Annotated in this window: 11 protein-coding genes; 7 read left to right on the top strand and 4 right to left on the bottom strand. The window is 70.1% G+C overall.

Features of this window, described 5'->3' with window-relative positions:
• Positions 1-109: 109 nt before the first annotated feature.
• Both ACIBCT_RS38555 and ACIBCT_RS38550 read left to right on the top strand, forming a co-directional pair.
• Positions 110-1,105, top strand: a complete 996-nt coding sequence (locus ACIBCT_RS38555; RefSeq protein ID WP_399196977.1) for a GlxA family transcriptional regulator — start codon at positions 110-112, stop codon at positions 1,103-1,105.
• Positions 1,106-1,683: 578 nt separating this feature from the next.
• Entirely contained in the window at positions 1,684-2,757 is a 1,074-nt protein-coding gene (locus ACIBCT_RS38550) for a LacI family DNA-binding transcriptional regulator (protein WP_399196976.1), read from the top strand.
• A gap of 45 nt (positions 2,758-2,802) precedes the next feature.
• Here ACIBCT_RS38550 and pulA (ACIBCT_RS38545) read toward each other — a convergent pair whose 3' ends face one another.
• A complete protein-coding gene (gene pulA / locus ACIBCT_RS38545; RefSeq protein ID WP_399196975.1) occupies positions 2,803-6,306 on the bottom strand; it encodes a pullulanase-type alpha-1,6-glucosidase in 3,504 nt (1,167 codons plus the stop codon).
• Between the two features lie 288 nt (positions 6,307-6,594).
• Here pulA (ACIBCT_RS38545) and ACIBCT_RS38540 point away from each other — a divergent pair, with 288 nt between their 5' ends.
• The 5 genes from ACIBCT_RS38540 (at position 6,595) to pulA (ACIBCT_RS38520) (ending at position 15,193) form a co-directional block, all read left to right on the top strand.
• Positions 6,595-7,899, top strand: coding sequence for an extracellular solute-binding protein (locus ACIBCT_RS38540; RefSeq protein WP_399196974.1), 1,305 nt, complete (start codon positions 6,595-6,597; stop codon positions 7,897-7,899).
• An 80-nt stretch (positions 7,900-7,979) separates the two neighbouring features.
• Positions 7,980-8,975, top strand: a complete 996-nt coding sequence (locus tag ACIBCT_RS38535) for a carbohydrate ABC transporter permease (protein ID WP_399196973.1) — start codon at positions 7,980-7,982, stop codon at positions 8,973-8,975.
• Between the two features lie 146 nt (positions 8,976-9,121).
• Positions 9,122-9,907, top strand: a complete 786-nt coding sequence (locus tag ACIBCT_RS38530) for a sugar ABC transporter permease (protein ID WP_399196972.1) — start codon at positions 9,122-9,124, stop codon at positions 9,905-9,907.
• Positions 9,908-10,040: 133 nt separating this feature from the next.
• Positions 10,041-11,738 (top strand): glycoside hydrolase family 13 protein, encoded by a 1,698-nt coding sequence (locus ACIBCT_RS38525; RefSeq protein WP_399196971.1) that lies wholly within the window; start codon positions 10,041-10,043, stop codon positions 11,736-11,738.
• Between the two features lie 92 nt (positions 11,739-11,830).
• Positions 11,831-15,193, top strand: a complete 3,363-nt coding sequence (pulA, locus tag ACIBCT_RS38520; RefSeq protein WP_399196970.1) for a pullulanase-type alpha-1,6-glucosidase — start codon at positions 11,831-11,833, stop codon at positions 15,191-15,193.
• Positions 15,194-15,430: 237 nt separating this feature from the next.
• Here pulA (ACIBCT_RS38520) and ACIBCT_RS38515 read toward each other — a convergent pair whose 3' ends face one another.
• From ACIBCT_RS38515 to ACIBCT_RS38505, 3 genes are read right to left on the bottom strand one after another with little or no spacing between them, the layout of a single operon-like run.
• Positions 15,431-16,672 (bottom strand): MFS transporter, encoded by a 1,242-nt coding sequence (locus ACIBCT_RS38515; protein ID WP_399196969.1) that lies wholly within the window; start codon positions 16,670-16,672, stop codon positions 15,431-15,433.
• Positions 16,673-16,715: 43 nt separating this feature from the next.
• The gene (locus ACIBCT_RS38510; protein ID WP_399196968.1) at positions 16,716-17,294 is read right to left on the bottom strand and encodes a TetR/AcrR family transcriptional regulator; all 579 of its coding nucleotides are present in this window, start codon (positions 17,292-17,294) and stop codon (positions 16,716-16,718) included.
• Positions 17,291-17,479, bottom strand: coding sequence for a hypothetical protein (locus tag ACIBCT_RS38505; RefSeq protein ID WP_399196967.1), 189 nt, complete (start codon positions 17,477-17,479; stop codon positions 17,291-17,293). Before ACIBCT_RS38505 ends, ACIBCT_RS38510 begins: the two co-directional genes overlap by 4 nt.
• Positions 17,480-17,531: the final 52 nt, after the last annotated feature.

Here is a 17,531-nt window from a genome sequence, read left to right as displayed (position 1 = left end):
TTCGCCGGTGGCGGTCGATCACGTGGAGAACACGCTCTCAGCAGGCCGTGGCCGCGAACAGTGACAGGGATGACGGGTGCCACCAGATTCCTGCCATAGGCTTCGGTTCATGCCTGCCGGTTCCGTCGCCGTGATCGTGCCCGAAGACATCAAGGTCCCTTCCTGGGATCTGTATGAGGTGAGCATCCCCTGCACCGTCTTCGGCCAGCCACAGCTCGACCTCGCCGATCCCTGGTACAGCCTGCGGCTGTGCGGGACGGCCGAGCGGCCGCCGGAGGGCCGGAGCGGTCCGGCCGGACCGAGCCTGACGGTGCGAACCGGCTACGGGCTCGACGGCCTCATCGGTGCGGACACGATCATCGTGCCCTCGGTTCCCGACTCGTGCGTCGAGGACGGCGTGCCGCTGCGGCCCGAGCTGGTGGCAGCCCTGCGTCGCGCCCATGCCGCCGGCGCCCGGATGGTCTCCCTGTGCACCGGCGCCTTCGCTCTCGCCGAAGCAGGGCTGCTCGACGGACGCCGTGCCACCGCTCACTGGATGCACACCGCCCAGCTGGCCGAGCGCTATCCGAAGGTCCAGGTCGACGACTCGGTGCTGTACGTGGACGAGGACGACGTGCTCACCAGCGCCGGGCTGACCGCAGGACTCGATCTGTGCCTGCATCTGGTACGCCGCGACCTCGGCGCACACGTCGCCAACCAGCTGGCCCGCCGGATGGTGGTCCCCGCCCATCGGCCCGGCGGCCAGGCACAGTTCATCGACCTGTCGGTACCGGCGACCGACGACGATAGCCTGAGCCCTGTCCTGGAGTGGGCCCGTGCGCACCTGGATCGGCCGCTCACGGTCGAGGAGTTGGCGCAACGGGTCGCGATGAGCCCCCGGACCTTCTACCGGCGGCTCCGCGCGGCCACCGGGATGACGCCGCTGCAGTGGCTGCTCACCCAACGCCTGGCACGTGCCCGGAGTCTGCTCGAATCGACGGATCTGCCGATCACGAAGGTCGGGGAACTGAGCGGGCTCGGCACGGCCAACAACCTCCGCCACCACTTCCTCAAGCAACTGGGAGTGTCTCCGGGCGACTACCGGCGAGCCTTCCCCACACGATGAACGGTTGACCGGACTGGTGCCGGGCCTACGAGGGAGGAAGTCGGACGGGCTCGATGACCTGGCTCGATGCCGCCGAGACCAGAGGGTGATGTCACAGCGTGACCGATGAGGTCGGGCCGCACAACCGAGGCCGGGTCGGTGATCGTGGTCTGCTGCCGGGGCGCCGGGGACGGCCTTGCAACCCGGCCGCTTTCATCAGCCGCGCCACCCGGCGCCGATCACGACCGGCCCCTTCCCGATGCAGGACGGCATGGTTCTGTGGAACGCGTGCCGCGCGAGCGCCGATGAACCTCGGCGATGCCGGCGGGCCCGGTGTCTTTGAGCAGGAACCCCGCTGCGCCTTCCTGATCATTCGCAGGGTGCAATCGCCGGTGTCCACCGACGCCTCGCTCACGGCTCCCAGCAGAACGATCTCCGTCGCGGTTCGAGCCCTCCGCTCACTGGAGGGTGGCCCGACGTGACCACGTCCGGCGGAGTCATTCGGGCGACGGCCCCGGAGCATCTGCTTAAACAGTGTTACTAACCGTTAGTAACCTGCGTTATCGTGGTCGGAAACTCTACAGAGCGGGGGTCGTCGGATGCCGTCGAGAACGGGTGGCACGCGGCAGGGCGTCGGTAAGGGGAAGCCGACCTCGAGTGATGTCGCCGCCGCCGCGGGAGTGTCCCGTTCGGCGGTCTCCTTCGCGTTCAACAACCCGCACCGGATCTCGACCTCCACCCGGGACCGGATCCTCGCGGTGGCCAAGGAGATGGGGTACACGCCCAACACGCTCGCGCGGATGCTCCAGGCGGGACAGACCCAGTCGCTGGGCGTGCTGCTGCCGCAGAACCTGGCGAAGATCATGGAGAACCCCTACTACGCGGGTTTCCTGATGGGGGTCGGACAGGTCTGCGACCAGGAGGGGTTCACGCTGCTGCTGACGCCGCCCCTGCGAGACTCGATGCTCAAGGCGATCCCGTACGCGGCGGTGGACGGTTTCATCGTGTGCGGCCTGGAGATCGACCGGGGCGAGGTCGCCGAACTGGAGCGGCGTGACATCCCCTTCGTGCTGGTCGACAGCGACCCGCAGGAGAACGTGCCGAGCGTGGACGTCGACGACCAGGGCGGGGCCCGGGACGTCGTGCGTCACCTGCTGGGCCTGGGGCACCGGCGGCTGGCCGTGCTGTCGCTGGATCCCGGCCCGGAAAAGCCGGTCAGGGGGTATCGCGGGCCGCTGGCGCGGCGGATGGCGGGGATCGTCGAGGCGCTCGCCGAGGTGGGCATGACCATGGACGACGTCGCGCTGGCGGAGGTCCCGGTCACCCGCGCGGACGGGTACCGGGCGGCGAAGAACCTGATGGCCGAGCACGCTCCGACCGCGATCGTCGCGCTGTCGGACATCCTGGCGTTCGGGGCGGTGGACGCCCTGCACGATCTGGGCGTCGCGGTGCCGGGTGAGGTGTCGGTGACCGGCTTCGACGATCTCGCGGAGTCGGCGTGGCTGCGCCCCAGGCTGACGACGGTACGGCAGGCGATCGCGACCAAGGGGCGCACGGCGGCCGACTTCCTGATCTCGGCGATCCGCAACGAGGACCAGCACCCGCATCAGCTTCTCAGTACGTCCTTGATCGTTCGTGACTCGACGAGCCGGGCCCCGCGGACGGAGACATAGAGAACGGGAAGGGCCCGTGCTCGAAGGCACCGGCCCTTCGGCGGGCTACTGGGCGAGCCGGAAGACCGCCGTGGTACGGGCGGGAACGGTGAAGGTCCCGCTCGCCGCCGCGTAGGTGGCGGTCTTCACCACGGGGTCGGAGCCGCCCGCCTGGACCGGATCCAGGACGTAGGGGCTCCCGGCGGCCGAGGCGACGGTCTGGCCGACACTCCGGCCGGTGGCGTTGAAGACCACGACCAGACCCCTGAGCGCGGGGTCGACGTCGGCTCCGGCGGTGTCGTCGATGCGCATGACGATCACGCCGGGTGTCTGGTCCGGTCCTCCGAGGGGGAAGGAGACCTTCTGCCGGACGAGCGCGGCGGTGCCGAGCCTGAGCAGCGGGTTGGCTTTGCGGATCTTCAGGAAGTCCGCCGCCTGGGCGTTGGCGGTGGCGAGGTGGGAGGCGTTCGGCTTGAGGGAGGCGTTGGCGAGCAGCGGGCGGGCGTAATTCCACTGGCCGCTGTTGCCCTCCGCGGGCGGCAGCCCGCGGCCGAAGCCGTTGACGGTCATGGACGGGTCGTAGACGTTGAACCAGTCACCGGAGTTGTAGCTGTTGCCGTCCAGCGACTTGCTGCGCAGCATCTCGGCGCCGGCGTGCCAGAACGGGACGCCCTGGCCGAGGGTGGGGATGCTGAGGGCCAGCGACTGCAGGCGGATGCGGTCGGCCATCGAGGTCGAGACGGGCAGCTTGTAGGTCAGCCCGTCGAACAGGGTCAGGTTGTCGTGGGCGTCGACGTAGGTGACGGCCTCCTGGGGGTCGGTGGTGTAGCCCGCCGGGGAGCCGTTGTAGACCACGTCGGAGCCCTTGACGACGGCGCCCCTGCGGTCGACGAAGGTGTAGTCCCTGAGGTTCCCGGTCAGGCCGACCTTGATCTGGTCCTGCTTGAGCAGGAGATCGTTCCTCTGGGCCGTGCTGTCGCCGTTGACGCCGTCGCCGTTGGGGTCGGTGTACAGGCCGCTGGCGAAGCCCTGGGCGCGGGGGTTGGCGTCGGAGGGGCCGCCGCCGCGGACGGCGTCGCGGAGCCGGTCGTTGAAGGTGCCGATGCCGGTGCCGGCCATGTTGGCCTGGGTGGCCTGGACGAACAGCGCGTCGTTCGCGACCTCGCCGAAGTTCCAGCCCTCGCCGTACAGGTAGATCTTCGAGCCGTCCACGCCGTCGGCGGCGACCGTCAGGCGGTTCAGGGCGGCGCGCAGGTCGGTGAGGGTCTTTTTGGGGTGGTGGCCCATGAGGTCGAACCGGAACCCGTCGACCTTGTACTGCCTGGCGAAGGTCAGGACCGTGTCGATGGTGAGTTTTTCCATCATCGCGCGCTCGGTGGCGGTGTTCGGGCAGCAGGTGGACGTCTCGACCTGGCCGTCGGCCTTGAGCCGGTGGTAGTAGCCCGGGACGATCCGGTCGAGGTTGTTGGTGCCGGACCTTCCGGCGTCGGGGGTGTGGTTGTAGACGACGTCCATCACCGTGCGCAGCCCGGCGCGGTTGAGCGCGGCGACCATCTGCCGGAACTCCAGGGTGCGGGTGCCGCCTTCGGGGTCGGTGGCGTAGGAGCCCTCGGGAACGCCGAAGTGCTGGGTGTTGTAGCCCCAGTCGAAGCCGTCGCCGCCCCGCACCGCGTCGACGCAGGACTGCTGGCGGTCGCTGTCCGGCGCGTAGGAGGCCAGGTCGCAGCCGGGGGTCTGCTGCTGGGACCTGATCTCCTGCAGCGGGGCGAAGTCTTGGGCCGGGAGCAGGTGCACGGTGGTCAGTCCCGCCGCCGCCAGGGCGGTCAGATGCTTCATGCCGTTGGCCGTGGTGTCGGTGAACGCCTTGTAGGTGCCGCGGTGCGCGGCCGGGACGGTCGTGTCGGAGATGGAGAAGTCGCGGATGTGCAGCTCGTAGAGCGTCTGGTCCTCGGGTCTGGCGAGCGGGGGCTTGGCGAGCGAGGTCCAGCCCGCGGGAGTGAGCGCGGCGTCCTTCAGGTCGAGCAGGAGGCTGCGGGTGCTGTTGGCCGACAGGCCCGTCGAGTAGGGGTCGGTGACCCGGTTGATCTGGAAGGAGCCGTTGTCGTCGAGGACCTCGACGTCGAACAGGTAGTACTTGTTCTTCCAGGCGGTGGTGCCCACGACGCTCCAGACACCGTCGCCGCTCGCGGTGAGCGCGACGGCCGAGGAGGGCGTCGCGGCCGTGGCGGTGTCGTACAGGTTCACCTTGACCGAGCGGGCGGTCGGCGCCCACAGGTTGAGGGCCGGGGCGCCGCCGGCCCAGACGGGGCCGAGCGTGCGGGAGCGGGCGCTCGCGTGGACGTCGTCCAGCACACCGGGCAGCCGAAGGCGGGTGGAGGCCACCTGAGCGGTGCCGTCGAAGGCGGCGATCGCGACGTCACCCTTGAGGATCTGCTCGACGTCGGCCTCGGTGACGTCGTCGGGCAGGGCCAGCGCGCCCAGGGAGGCCTGGGCGGGAAAGGCCGCTCTGAGTGCGGCGGGCAGGCCGGCGCCGACGTGGGTCAGTTTGATGCCGCGGCTCTGGTCGCCGATCTTGACGTTGCCTCCGGGCGCGGAGTACAGCCAGTAGTCGCGCCCGGCGGTGGCGCGGTCCCAGGCGATGTACGTGCGCGACAGCCAGTGGGCGTTCGCACCGGAGTCGGGGGAGCGGTTGGTGCCGGGGACGGTGCCGGACCCGCCGGGTCCGCCGGCGGGGGTGACGGTCAGGACGTGGGTGGCGTCGACGTACCGGAACGTCACGGAGGTCCCAGAGGCGGGCACGGTGAAGACGATGTTCGCACCGCCCGGGGTGCCGTCCCGGCCGTAGTTCTCGTTCCACGACTGCCCGACGGTGGCCTTGACCTCCCAGGTCCCGGCCGGGACGGCGGTGGTCGTCCAGGTGTAGGTGCCATCACCGTCGATGTCTTGCAGCCAGCTCCTGAGGCAGTCGGGGGCCCAGTCGGCGGCGCAGCCGAGCTTGCTCTGCAACGAGCCCGCGGCCGTGACGATCCTGCTGTTGACGTCGTCGGTGATCCAGTGGGTCACCGGATCGTAGACGAAGGTGACGCTCCGGCCGCCGGAGGGGATCGTCAGGGGGATGTCGGCGCCGCCGAGGACGGCCCTGGCGCCGTAGTTCTCCGCCCAGCCGCCGTTGAGGGCGGCCTTGTAGGCGTAGGAGCCGGCCGGGATGGTGATCGTCCGTGACCACGCGCCGTCGGCGCGGGCGGCGAGCCCGGCCTGCGGGCAGGTGGTGTTCCAGTCGCCGGAGCAGCCGATCTCACCGTTGAAGTCACCGACGACGGTGACCGACGCGGGAGCCGCCGCAGTGACCGACGCAGTGACCGACGCAGTGACCGACGCGGAGACCGGCGCGGGGGCCGAAGCGGGGGCCGCCGCCATCGCCTGCGGGGTGGCGCCCAGGCCCGCCACCAGCGCGGCCGTCGCGCCGAGGGCGGTACCGGTCCTTCTCAGGCGGGCGGCGGTGCCGATCACTTTCGCGCCGATGGCGGCGCCGGCCGCTCTCAGGCGGCCGGGCCGTACTGGGGGACTCATCGGGCGTTCTCCTCGGGGGGTAGATGAAGTAACCGATTAATAACACGAATTAAGAAGGTGTTAGTCAGACCCCGTCAAGAGGATCCTCCGGGATCCGCCCTCGGTTACCAATATGTTAACTAACTCGTGTTAGTTGCCTGCTATCGTCGCTGGCATCGGCTCGTGGCGCCCGCCACCGCCCGCCATCGCCGCAGGTCACCCGTAGCCTGTGTTCCTCTGGCGACCATATCTGCCCATCCACCCTCGGATCAGCCTTTCGGGTGCCGGTCCCTCATCGGAGGAATGAACATGAGACATGGCATCACAGCGATCGCCGTGACCGCGGGCCTCGCCCTGACGGTGGCAGCCTGCGGCGGGTCGGCCGAACCCTCGGCGCCCTCGGCGTCCCAGGCGTCCCAGGCCGCCGCCGACCCGGCCTCGGTGTCGGGCACCGTCACCTGGTGGGACACCTCCGACGCGAAGACTGAGGCCCCGACCTTCCAGGCGCTGATCGCCGACTTCCAGGCGAAACACCCCAAGATCAAGGTCAACTACGTCAACGTCCCGTTCTCCGACGCGCAGCAGAAGTTCAAGACCGCCGCCCAGGGCGGCAACGGCGCACCGGATGTGCTGCGCTCGGACGTGGGCTGGACACCGGGCTTCGCCGAGCAGGGCTACCTGCTGGCGCTGGACGGAACCCCGGCCCTGGAGGACAAGGACGACTTCCTGCCCGGTCCGCTGGGCACCGTCACCTACAAGGACAAGATTTACGGCGCCCCGCAGGTCACCGACACCCTCGGCCTGCTCTACAACAAGGCGCTGTTCGACAAGGCCGGCATCGCCGAGGCGCCCAAGACCTGGGCGGAGCTCAAGACCGCCGCCCAGGCGCTGAAGTCCAAGGCCGGGGTCGACGGCGTCTACCTCAACCCCGACTCCTACTTCCTGCACCCGTTCCTGTACGGCGAGGGCGCGTCCATGGTCGACACCTCGAGCAAAAAGATCACCGTCAACGCGCCCGAGGCCGTCCGGGCGGTCGAGATCGCCCAGGACCTGGTGACGTCGGGGGCCGCGGCCAAACCCGCCTACACCGACGGCTACGCCAACATGCAGGCCGCCTTCAAGGACGGCAAGGTCGGCATGATCATCAACGGTCCGTGGGCGGCGAAGGACATCTTCGCGGGCACGGCGTTCAAGGACCCGAAGAACCTGGGCATCGCCCCGGTTCCCGCCGGCTCCACCGGCAAGGCCGGTGCCCCCGTCGGCGGCCACAACCTCGTCGTCTACGCGGGCACCAAGGCCCCCCAGGCCGCGCAGCTGTTCGTGAAGTTCATGACCTCCGCGGAGTCCGAGGCCACCGTCGCCCAGAAGAACGGCACCCTGCCGGCGCGCTCCTCGGCCTACACGCAGGCGGTCAAGGCCGACCCGGTCATCGCCGCCTTCCAGGAGGTGATGAAGACCGCGCAGCCGCGACTGGCGCTCCCGCAGGCCAGTGACCTGCTGACCCCGCTGTCGCAGAACTACATCAAGATCCTCCAGGGGCAGCCGGCGCAGGACGGTCTCAACGCCACCGCGGGCGAGTTCGTCAAGCTGCTGCCCGACTACGCCAAGCAGTAGGTCCGCCCCCCCCGACCGCGGGGTGCCCGCCCGGCCGCACGCCGGGGGCGCCCCGCCCCGACCCCGAGGAGACGCGCCCGATGGGCTCAACCCTCACAGCTCCCGGACGGCGGCCGCCGTCGGCTCGCCGGAACCGGTCGCCGTCCGGCGTGCGGCGCCTGCTGGAGCGTCACTGGTACGCCTGGGCGATGGTCGCGCCGGTCGTCGTCGTGCTGGCGGTCCTGGTCCTCTATCCCCTGGGCAGGGGCCTGTACCTGTCCTTGACCAACGCCAACGAGTCCAACCTCGGACGGACGATCGGCCCGAACCACATCCCCTCGACGTATGAGTTCGTCGGGCTGGACAACTACTGGAACATCCTGTCCGGCGCCGAGGGCCACTTCTACCCGGTCGTGCTCTGGACGGTCGCATGGACCGTCGTCTGCGTCGTCCTGCACTACGGGATCGGCCTGGGCCTGGCGTTGATGCTCAACCAGCGGGCCGCCTTCCGCACGGGGTATCGGATCATGCTCATCCTGCCGTGGGCCGTCCCGCCGTTCGTGAGCGTGTTCGCCTGGCGGCTGCTGCTCAACGGCCAGAGCGGCATCGTCAACCAGGCCCTGGCCGGGCTCGGGCTGCCGACCGCCCAGTGGCTCAGCGACCCGTTCTGGCAGAAGGTCTCGGTCATCGTGGTCAACACCTGGATCGGGGTGCCGTTCATGATGGTCGCCCTGCTCGGTGGCCTGCAGTCGATCCCCGGCGAGCTGTACGAGGCCGCCGAGATGGACGGCGCCTCGGCCTGGGACCGGTTCCGGTTCGTCACGCTGCCGTCCCTGCGGCCGATCAGCAACACCGTCATCCTGCTCGGCACGATCTGGACGTTCAACCAGTTCGCCATCATCTTCCTGCTGGTCGGCCAAGACGCCGGAGCCGACAGCCAGATCCTGGTCACCTACGCCTACCGGCTGGCTTTCAGCATGGTGCGCGACTACTCCGGCTCGGCGACCTACGGCGCGCTGATCCTCTCCATGCTGCTGGTCTTCTCCATCGTCTACCGGCGCCGCCTGGCCGGCTCCGAACCCTCCCACGCCCGATGATCCGGGAAGGAAGGAAGACCCCCATGAGCCGGACGGCCACCCGGACCAGGCCCGCCGACCCCGCCGTACCGCCCGCGCCTTCGCGCGGACGCAGCAGACGCCGTGGTGAACGGACCCGGCTTGGATCCGTCGCCTACCACGCGGTCATGATGACGGCCAGTGCGCTGGCGATCTTTCCCGTGCTGTGGGTGGTCTACATGTCGTTCGGCGACGCCGACGCCTGGGCCAACCCGGGCGACATCCTGCGCAATCCGGTCACCTCCAACTACGGCGACGTCCTCGCCCAGGAGAACGGGTTCACCACCTGGCTGAGCAACTCCCTGATCGTCGCGCTGTGCACGACGCTCATCGGCGTGCTCATCTCAGCCAGCGCCGGGTACGCCATCTCCCGGATGCGCTTTCCCGGACATCGCCCGCTGATGTGGACCTTCCTGGTCACCCAGATGTTCCCGGTCGCCATCCTCATCGTGCCGCTCTACAACATCTTGTCGTCGCTGCAACTGCTGAACACCTACGCCGGGTTGATCCTGACCTACTGCACGATCTCGGTGCCGTTCTGCGCCTGGATGATGAAGGGCTACTTCGACACGATCCCCCCGGAGATCGACGAAGCCGGGCGGATCGACGGGCTCTCCCCGTTCGGGGCGTTCTGGCGGCTGATCGTGCCGCTGGCCAAGCCGGGACTGGCCGTCACCGCCTTCTACACCTTTTTGACCGCGTGGGGTGAGGTCGCCTACGCCACCCAGTTCATGACCACCCCCGACCACTACACGCTGGCGGTCGGCCTGCAGACCTACGTCGGCCAGTTCAAGGCCGAGTGGGGGGCGATGACGGCGGCGTCCGTAATGATCTCCGGCTTCGCGGCGACCGTCTTCTTCCTCGTGCAGCGCCACCTGGTGTCCGGACTCACCGCAGGCGCCAGCAAGTCCTGACCCGCCCTCCTCCCACCCCCTCGTGACCCCGGCCGGGGCACGGACCGCATCCCGAGCGACGCCGGTCCCTCCGGCCCCGCCCCCGCACGCCTCCGCACGCCCTTCCCGCAGCTACGTTCTCCTTGGGGGTCTCATGACCGAGCAACTGACCGACGAGCGTGAGACCGCCATCGCGGACGCTCCCGCCCGGTGGTGGCGTGACGCGGTGATCTACCAGATCTACCCGCGCAGCTTCGCCGACTCCGACGGCGACGGCATCGGTGACCTGCCCGGCATCCGCAGCCGCCTGCCCTACCTGCGTGAGCTGGGGGTGGACGCCGTCTGGCTCTCACCGTTCTACGCCTCCCCGCAGGCCGACGCTGGATACGACGTCGCCGACTACCGCAGGGTCGATCCGGTCTTCGGCACCCTCGACGACGCCGTGGGGCTGATTCAGGACGCCCACGCCCTGGGGCTGAGGGTCATCGTCGATCTCGTGCCCAACCACTCCTCGGCCGAGCACGAGTGGTTTCGCAGGGCGCTGGCCGACGGCCCCGGCTCCCCGTTCCGGCAGCGGTACCACTTCCGTCCCGGCCGGGGCGAGCACGGGGAACTGCCGCCGAACGACTGGGAGTCGCTGTTCGGCGGCCCGGCCTGGACCCGGACCACAGACCCCGACGGCACGCCGGGGGAGTGGTACCTGCACCTGTTCGCCGCCGAGCAGCCGGACTTCAACTGGCAGCACCCGGCCGTTGCCGACGAGTTCCGCACCGTATTGCGCTTCTGGCTCGACCGAGGCGTGGACGGGTTCCGCATCGACGTCGCACACGGCCTGGTGAAGGCGGCCGGACTGCCCAACATCGGCGACCACGCCGAGCTGCACCTGCTGGAGGTGGGCGTCACCCCCTGCTTCGACCAGGACGGCGTGCACGAGATCTACCGGCACTGGCGGCGCATCCTGGAGGAGTACCCCGATGACCGGATCGGTGTGGCCGAGGCGTGGGCGCCCACCCTGGAGCGGGTCGCCAACTACGTCCGGCCCGACGAGCTGCACCAGGCGTTCAACTTCACCTACGTCGCCACCGCCTGGGACCCCCATGAGCAGCGGCGGGTCATCGACGAGTCCCTGAACGCGATGCGCGCCGTCGGAGCTCCGGCCACCTGGGTCCTGTCCAACCATGACATCCCGCGGCACACCACCCGGCTGATGCAGCCGGAGGGGCACGGGGTCGCCGGGCGCAGGCCCGAGCCCGTGGATGACGCCGCCGGGCTGCGACGGGCCCGCGCCGCGTCCCTGCTCATGCTCGCCCTGCCCGGTTCCGCCTACCTCTACCAGGGCGAGGAACTCGGCCTGCCGGAGGTCATCGACCTGCCCGCCGAAGCCCGCCAGGACCCCGCCTTCTTCCGCGCCACCGGCCAGGACGGCTACCGCGACGGCTGCCGCGTCCCGATCCCCTGGAGCGGCGACGAGGCCCCCTACGGCTTCGGACCGGCCGGCGGCCCCAGCTGGCTGCCCCAGCCGGACAACTGGGCCGAACTCGGCGTCGCCGCGCAGGACGGCGTCCTCGGTTCCACCCTGGAGCTCTACCGCGACGCCCTGGCCCTGCGCCGCGCCCACCCCGCGCTCGGCGCCCCCGACAACCTGCGCTGGCACGAGACCTCCGGCGACGTGCTCGCCTTCGGACGCCTCAGCGATTCGGCCCCGGAGTTCCGCTGCACCGTCAACATGAGCGCCCGGCCCATCCGGATCGCCCGGCCGTGTGAGCCCCTGCTCGCGAGCGGTCCGATGGAATACGGCCCGACCGGGGTCATCCTCCCCCCGGACACCACCTTGTGGTGGACGGCCATCTGACCTTTGCCCCCGTCGGCACCATCGGTACACCGGTTCCGACGGGTCACATTGCTTCATCCCGTTCTGACCGCTTTTGGAACAGAGGTTGGTCCATGTCCACCAGATCCCGGCGCGTGGCTCCCATCGCCATCGCCGCACTCCTCCTCCTCGGCCTCCTCCACGTGACCACCACCCCCGCGGCATGGGCCCAGGACCAACCGGACGCGGTCGCCGTCGCCGGTGACTTCGGCATCGCCCTCGGCTGTTCCTCAGACTGGGCACCCGACTGCGACGCGGCCCAGCTGACCCGCCGGGAGAACGACGGCGTCTGGGCGCTCACCGCGCGGCTGCCCGAGGGCACCTACGGCTACAAGGCCGCGCTCGACAAAAGCTGGGCCGTCAACTACGGCCTGCACGCCACCCCCGGCGGAAGCAACATCCCGCTCACCGTTCCCGCCGGGGAAGGCGAGGTCACCTTCCTGTACGACCACGCCACCCACTGGATCACCGACACGATCGCCGAGCCCATCGCCACCGCCGCGGGCGACTTCCAAAGCGAGCTCGGCTGCCCCGCGGACTGGTCGCCCGACTGCCTGAGATCCTGGCTCACCGACCCCGACGGTGACGGCACCTACACCTTCACCACCACCGCCATCCCCGCCGGAACCTACAAGGCCAAGGCCACCCTCGGCATGTCCTGGAAGGTCAACTACGGTGAGGACGGCGTACCCGGCGGCGCCGACATCCCCTTCACCGTCGATGCCGACGGAGCAACGACGACCTTCGGCTTCGACTCCGCCACCCACACCATGACCGTGTACGCCGGCCAGGCCCGGCCCAGCCTCCAGATCCGCAAGGCCCACTGGCTCACCCCGCAGATCATCGCCTGGAACCCGGGCGGCGACCTCACCGGCCAGACCTACCAGTTGGCCGCCGCCGCCGACGGCGGTCTGACGGCCGGCGCGACCGGCATCGGCGGCGGCACCGTCGTCCCGCTCACCCACGACCCCGCCGGGCTGCCCCCGGCACTGAAGGCCAAATTCCCGCACCTGGCCTCCCTCGCCGCGTTCCGCATCCCGGCTGCCGCGGCCACCAGGGCGGCCGAGCTCCTGCGCGGCCAGGTCGCCGTCGCCGCCCTGGACGCCGATGGTGCGCTCGTCAACGCCACCGGCCTGCAGATCCCCGGCGTCTTGGACGCCCTCTACGCCGCCACAGCGGTCAAGGCCGCCCTCGGCCCCGTCCACCACGGCCGCCGGCCGACGCTGTCGGTGTGGGCGCCGACCGCGCAGAGCGTCTCGGTCGAGCTGTACGACACCGCGACCTCGGCGACCTCGGCGACCGCGAGACTCGTACCGATGCGCCGTGACGACGCCACGGGCGTCTGGTCGGTCACCGGCGACCGCGACTGGAACCGAAAGTTCTACCGCTACCGGGTGAAGGTATTCGCACCGACCGCCTCGGAAATCGTCACCAACAGCGTCACCGACCCCTACTCCCTGGCACTGTCCACCGACTCCGAGCGCAGCCAGATCGTCGACCTGTCCGACCACGACCTCGCCCCGCGCGGGTGGAACCGCTCCACGGCTCCCGAACCGGTCAAGAGCACCCGGCTCCAGATCCAGGAACTGCACGTCCGTGACTTCTCCGTCGAGGACGCCACCGTCCCCGCCGCCGACCGCGGCACCTACCTGGCCTTCACCCACGGCAGATCCGCCGGGATGAGACACCTCAAGGCGCTGGCCAAGGCCGGCGCGACCACGGTGCACCTCCTTCCGGCCTTCGACTTCGCAGGGACCGTCGAGACCCGCGCCGACCAGGCCCGGCCGCCGTGCGACCTGGCGTCCTTCGCGGCCGACTCCGACCAGCAGCAGGCATGCGTCGCCAAGACCCAGGCGGGCGACGGCTACAACTGGGGCTACAACCCACTGCACTACACCGTGCCCGAGGGGTCGTACGCCACCGACCCGGACGGCACCGCCCGGATCGTCCAGTTCCGCCGGATGGTCCAGGCCATCCACGACGCCGGCCTGGGCGTGGTGCTGGACGTGGTCTACAACCACACCGCCGCCGCCGGGCAGGCCGACGATGCGGTGCTCGACCGGATCGTCCCCGGCTACTACCAGCGGCTGTCGTCCTCCGGCACCGTCACCACCGACAGCTGCTGCGCCGACACCGCACCCGAGCACGCGATGATGAACAAGCTCGTCGTCGACTCCGTCACCACCTGGGCCAAGCAGTACAGGATCGACGGCTTCCGGTTCGACCTGATGGGCCTGGACCCCAAGCAGACCATGCTCGACACCCAGGCGGCCCTGGCCAGGCTCACCCCCCGCCGGGACGGCGTCGACGGAAAGAACGTCTACCTGTACGGCGAAGGCTGGAACTACGGCATCGTCGCGAACAACGCCCGCTTCGTCCAGGCCACCCAGCCCAACATGGCCGGAACCGGCATCGGCACCTTCAACGACCGGCTCCGCGACGCCGTCCGCGGCGGCAAGCCCGACGACCCCCGCACCCAGGGCTTCGCCAGCGGCCTGCTCACCCTGCCCAACGGCGACGCCGCCAACGGCACCGCCGCCCAGCAGAGGACGAACCTCCTGGCGGCCATGGACCTGATCAAGATCGGCCTGACCGGCAACCTCAAGGACTACACCTTCACCGCCGGCTCGGGGACGACCGTCAAGGGCTCCGACCTCGACTACAACGGCGAACCGGCGGGTTATGCCGCCGCGCCCGGCGAGGCCGTCACCTACGTCGACGCCCACGACAACCTGGCCCTGTACGACGCCCTCACCTACAAGCTCCCGGCCCCCACCTCCATGAAGGTCCGGGGACGTCTCCAGGCGCTGGCCCTGGCCACCACCGCCCTGTCCCAGGGACCCGGTCTCATCCAGGCAGGCTCCGACCTGTTGCGCTCCAAGTCCCTCGATGACAACTCCTACGACAGCGGCGACTGGTTCAACGCCGTCCACTGGGACTGCGCCGACGGCAACGGCTTCGGCCGCGGCCTGCCCCTGGCCGAGAGCAACCGCGACACCTGGCCCCTGGCCAAGCCCCTGCTGGCCGATCCGGCCCTGGTCCCCGGCTGCCGGACCATCACCGACACCACCGACGCCTACCAGCAGTTCCTCGGCATCAAACGCTCCAGCCCGCTGTTTTCCCTCACCACCAGCGTCGACGTCCAAAAACGCCTCACCTTCCCCCTGTCGGGCACGGCCGGGGAGATCCCCGGCGTCATCACCCAGCACCTCGACGGCACCGGCCTCAGGGGCGCCGACAGGTCCGTCACCGTCATCTACAACGCCACCGCGAACACCCAGACCCAGACCCTCACCGGCCTGATCGGCACCCGCAGGCACCTCCACCCCGCTCAGAGAAAGGGAACCGACCCCATCGTCAAGCGGTCCGCCTACGACCCGGCGACCGGAACCTTCACCGTCCCGGCGCACACCGTGGCCGTCTTCGTCCAGAGATGATCACCCGCCGACAGGCTCGGGGGAGAGGAATCCGGTGACGCCGGCCGCGGGGAGTCCGGGGCGTGGAACGGGAAGGTGCCCCGCGGTGGCGACGCCGCGGGGCGGTCGTAACGCTCCCGCAAGAAGCGCTTTCGGGTGGTTGGTCGTCCCTTCCCGCTCCACGTCCTGGTCGACGGATCAGACGAACCGCCACAGGTGGTCGCCGGTGCCGTTGGGTGAACCGTTCCGGTCACAGCACTAGGCAGGCGTGCGGTTCACCAGGACACGGGCCAAGACGATGGTGATGATGCCGGCCACGACGACGGACAGCAGGCCGACACGCAGGCTGACGAGGTCGGCGACGAGTCCGACAAGGAGCGGAGACAGCAGGAAACCGCCGCGCAGCAGCCAGCTGACGATGGTCAGGCCGGTACCGGAGGGCAGGCCGGGCAGTTCGTCGGCGGTGTGCATGGCGGCGGGGACAAGGGTGGCGAAACCAAGACCGGCCAGGGCGAAGCCGACCAGCGTGGCCGCGATGGACGGCATGGCGAGAGCGGTGCCCATACCGACGGCGGCCAGGGCTCCTCCCGCCCGGGCCACCGTGCGCTGACCGAAGCGGTTCACCACGCGGTCGCCGGTGAGGCGGCCGACGGTCATGGCCGTCTGGAAGGCCACGACGGCCAGTCCTGCGGTGGCGGCATCGGCGTTCAGGCCGCTGAGGTAGAGGGCGCCCCAGGACGCGCCGGCGTCCTCGACCAGCGCGCCGCACGCGGCCAGCACGCCGAGCGCGGCCAGCATCCGCACGGCCGGACCGCTGAACGGGCGCCGGCCCTCGCGGCGGATGGGCGGGGCGGCCGGACGCCCGTCGCCGCCGGTGAAATCCTGGCCTTCGGTGGAGCGTTCGGCGTCTTCCGGGCCGGGCAGCAGGAAGCGGTAGGCGAGGACGGCCACGGTTGCGAACAGCAGCGCGGAGATGCTCAGGTGGAGCGTGAGGGGGATCGAGAGGCCGGCGGCGGCCGAGCCCATCAGGCCGCCCAGGACCGCGCCGATGCTCCACACACCATGCAGCGAGTTGACGATGGATCGGCCGTAGAGGCGCTGCACCCGCAGGCCGTGCGCGTTCTGCGCGACATCGACGACGGCGTCGAGAGCGCCCACGACGAACAGAGCGGCACCGAAGACGACCCAGTTCGGCACGAAGGGGATGGCCAGCGTCGCAACGGTGGTCACGACGATGCCGAACGCCGCCACGCGCGCGGAGCGGAAACGGCGGATGGCGGCACCGGCGAGCAGCCCGGCCAGCAGCGCACCGATCGAGTACCCGGCCAGCGCGGTACCGAAGACGGCGTTGCTCACGCCGAGGTCGGCCTTGATCTGCGGGTAACGCGGGACGACGTTGAAGAACACGGCGCCGTTGGTCAGGAACAGCGCCGCCACGGCGGCGCGAGCCCGGCGCGCCTGGCGGGTGGGTGCGGTGAGCGGGGTGGCGGCAGGGGGCATGGTCTTCCGATCGTGATGCAGAAGGGTGGATGCGGGCAGGGAATCAGCGCAGGAAGCGGTGAACGGCGTGGCGGATCTGCTCGGGCGTCATCGGGTCGGTCGACAGGGCGCTGTGCAGCACGAGCCCCTCGATGAGCGCGTCCAGCTCCCTGGCGGTGGTGACGTCGAAGTGACGCTCCAGCGCCCGGCGGCTGCGGGCCATCCAAGCCTGCGTGACGGTCCTCAATGCGGGGTCACGCGCCGCGGCCACGTACAGTTCCACGGTCAGGACGAGGTCGTGCCGGGAGCCGAGCAGATCGTCCGACACCAGCGCGATGACGGCCTCGACCGCCGCCTCGCGGTCTCGGGCGGCGCTCAACCGCTCGTCGAAGACGTGGGCCACCGACTCGGCGTGCCGGGTGAACGCCTCGATGAGAACCTCCCGCAGAGAGGTGAAGTGGTAGGTCATCGACCCCAGCGGCACGTCCGCGAGGCGGGCGATCTCCCGGTGCGTGGTGCCGGCGACGCCACGTTCGGTGATCACGGTCAGGGCGGCGTCGATCAGCCGGTCCCTGCGTCCGGGGTCGTATCGGCGAGGTCGCCGTGGAACCGGGGGCCGCGGAGCGGCGGTGGGGTCGCTCATGCCGTGCCCGGCGCGATCGTGCGGATCACATCGGCCTGATCGCCCACCACCACGACGTTCGTCGGCCGATCGCGAGCGATCATCGCGGCGACGTCGCCGACGGTGTTCTCCCGGCCGCCAATGCTGCACCGGTCATCGGCGAGCCCTTTCCTGCGCAGCGATCGGTCGTTCGGATCAAACACCATACGTACCAGCGTACACATCATGTGTACGTTTGTGCACATCATGGGAGTGTGG

The organism is Streptosporangium sp. NPDC050855 (assembly GCF_044456585.1).
Classification (GTDB): Bacteria; Actinomycetota; Actinomycetes; order Streptosporangiales; family Streptosporangiaceae; genus Streptosporangium; species Streptosporangium longisporum.
The sequence above is the reverse complement of the archived record's forward strand: the minus strand, read 5'-3'. Positions and strand labels throughout refer to the sequence as shown.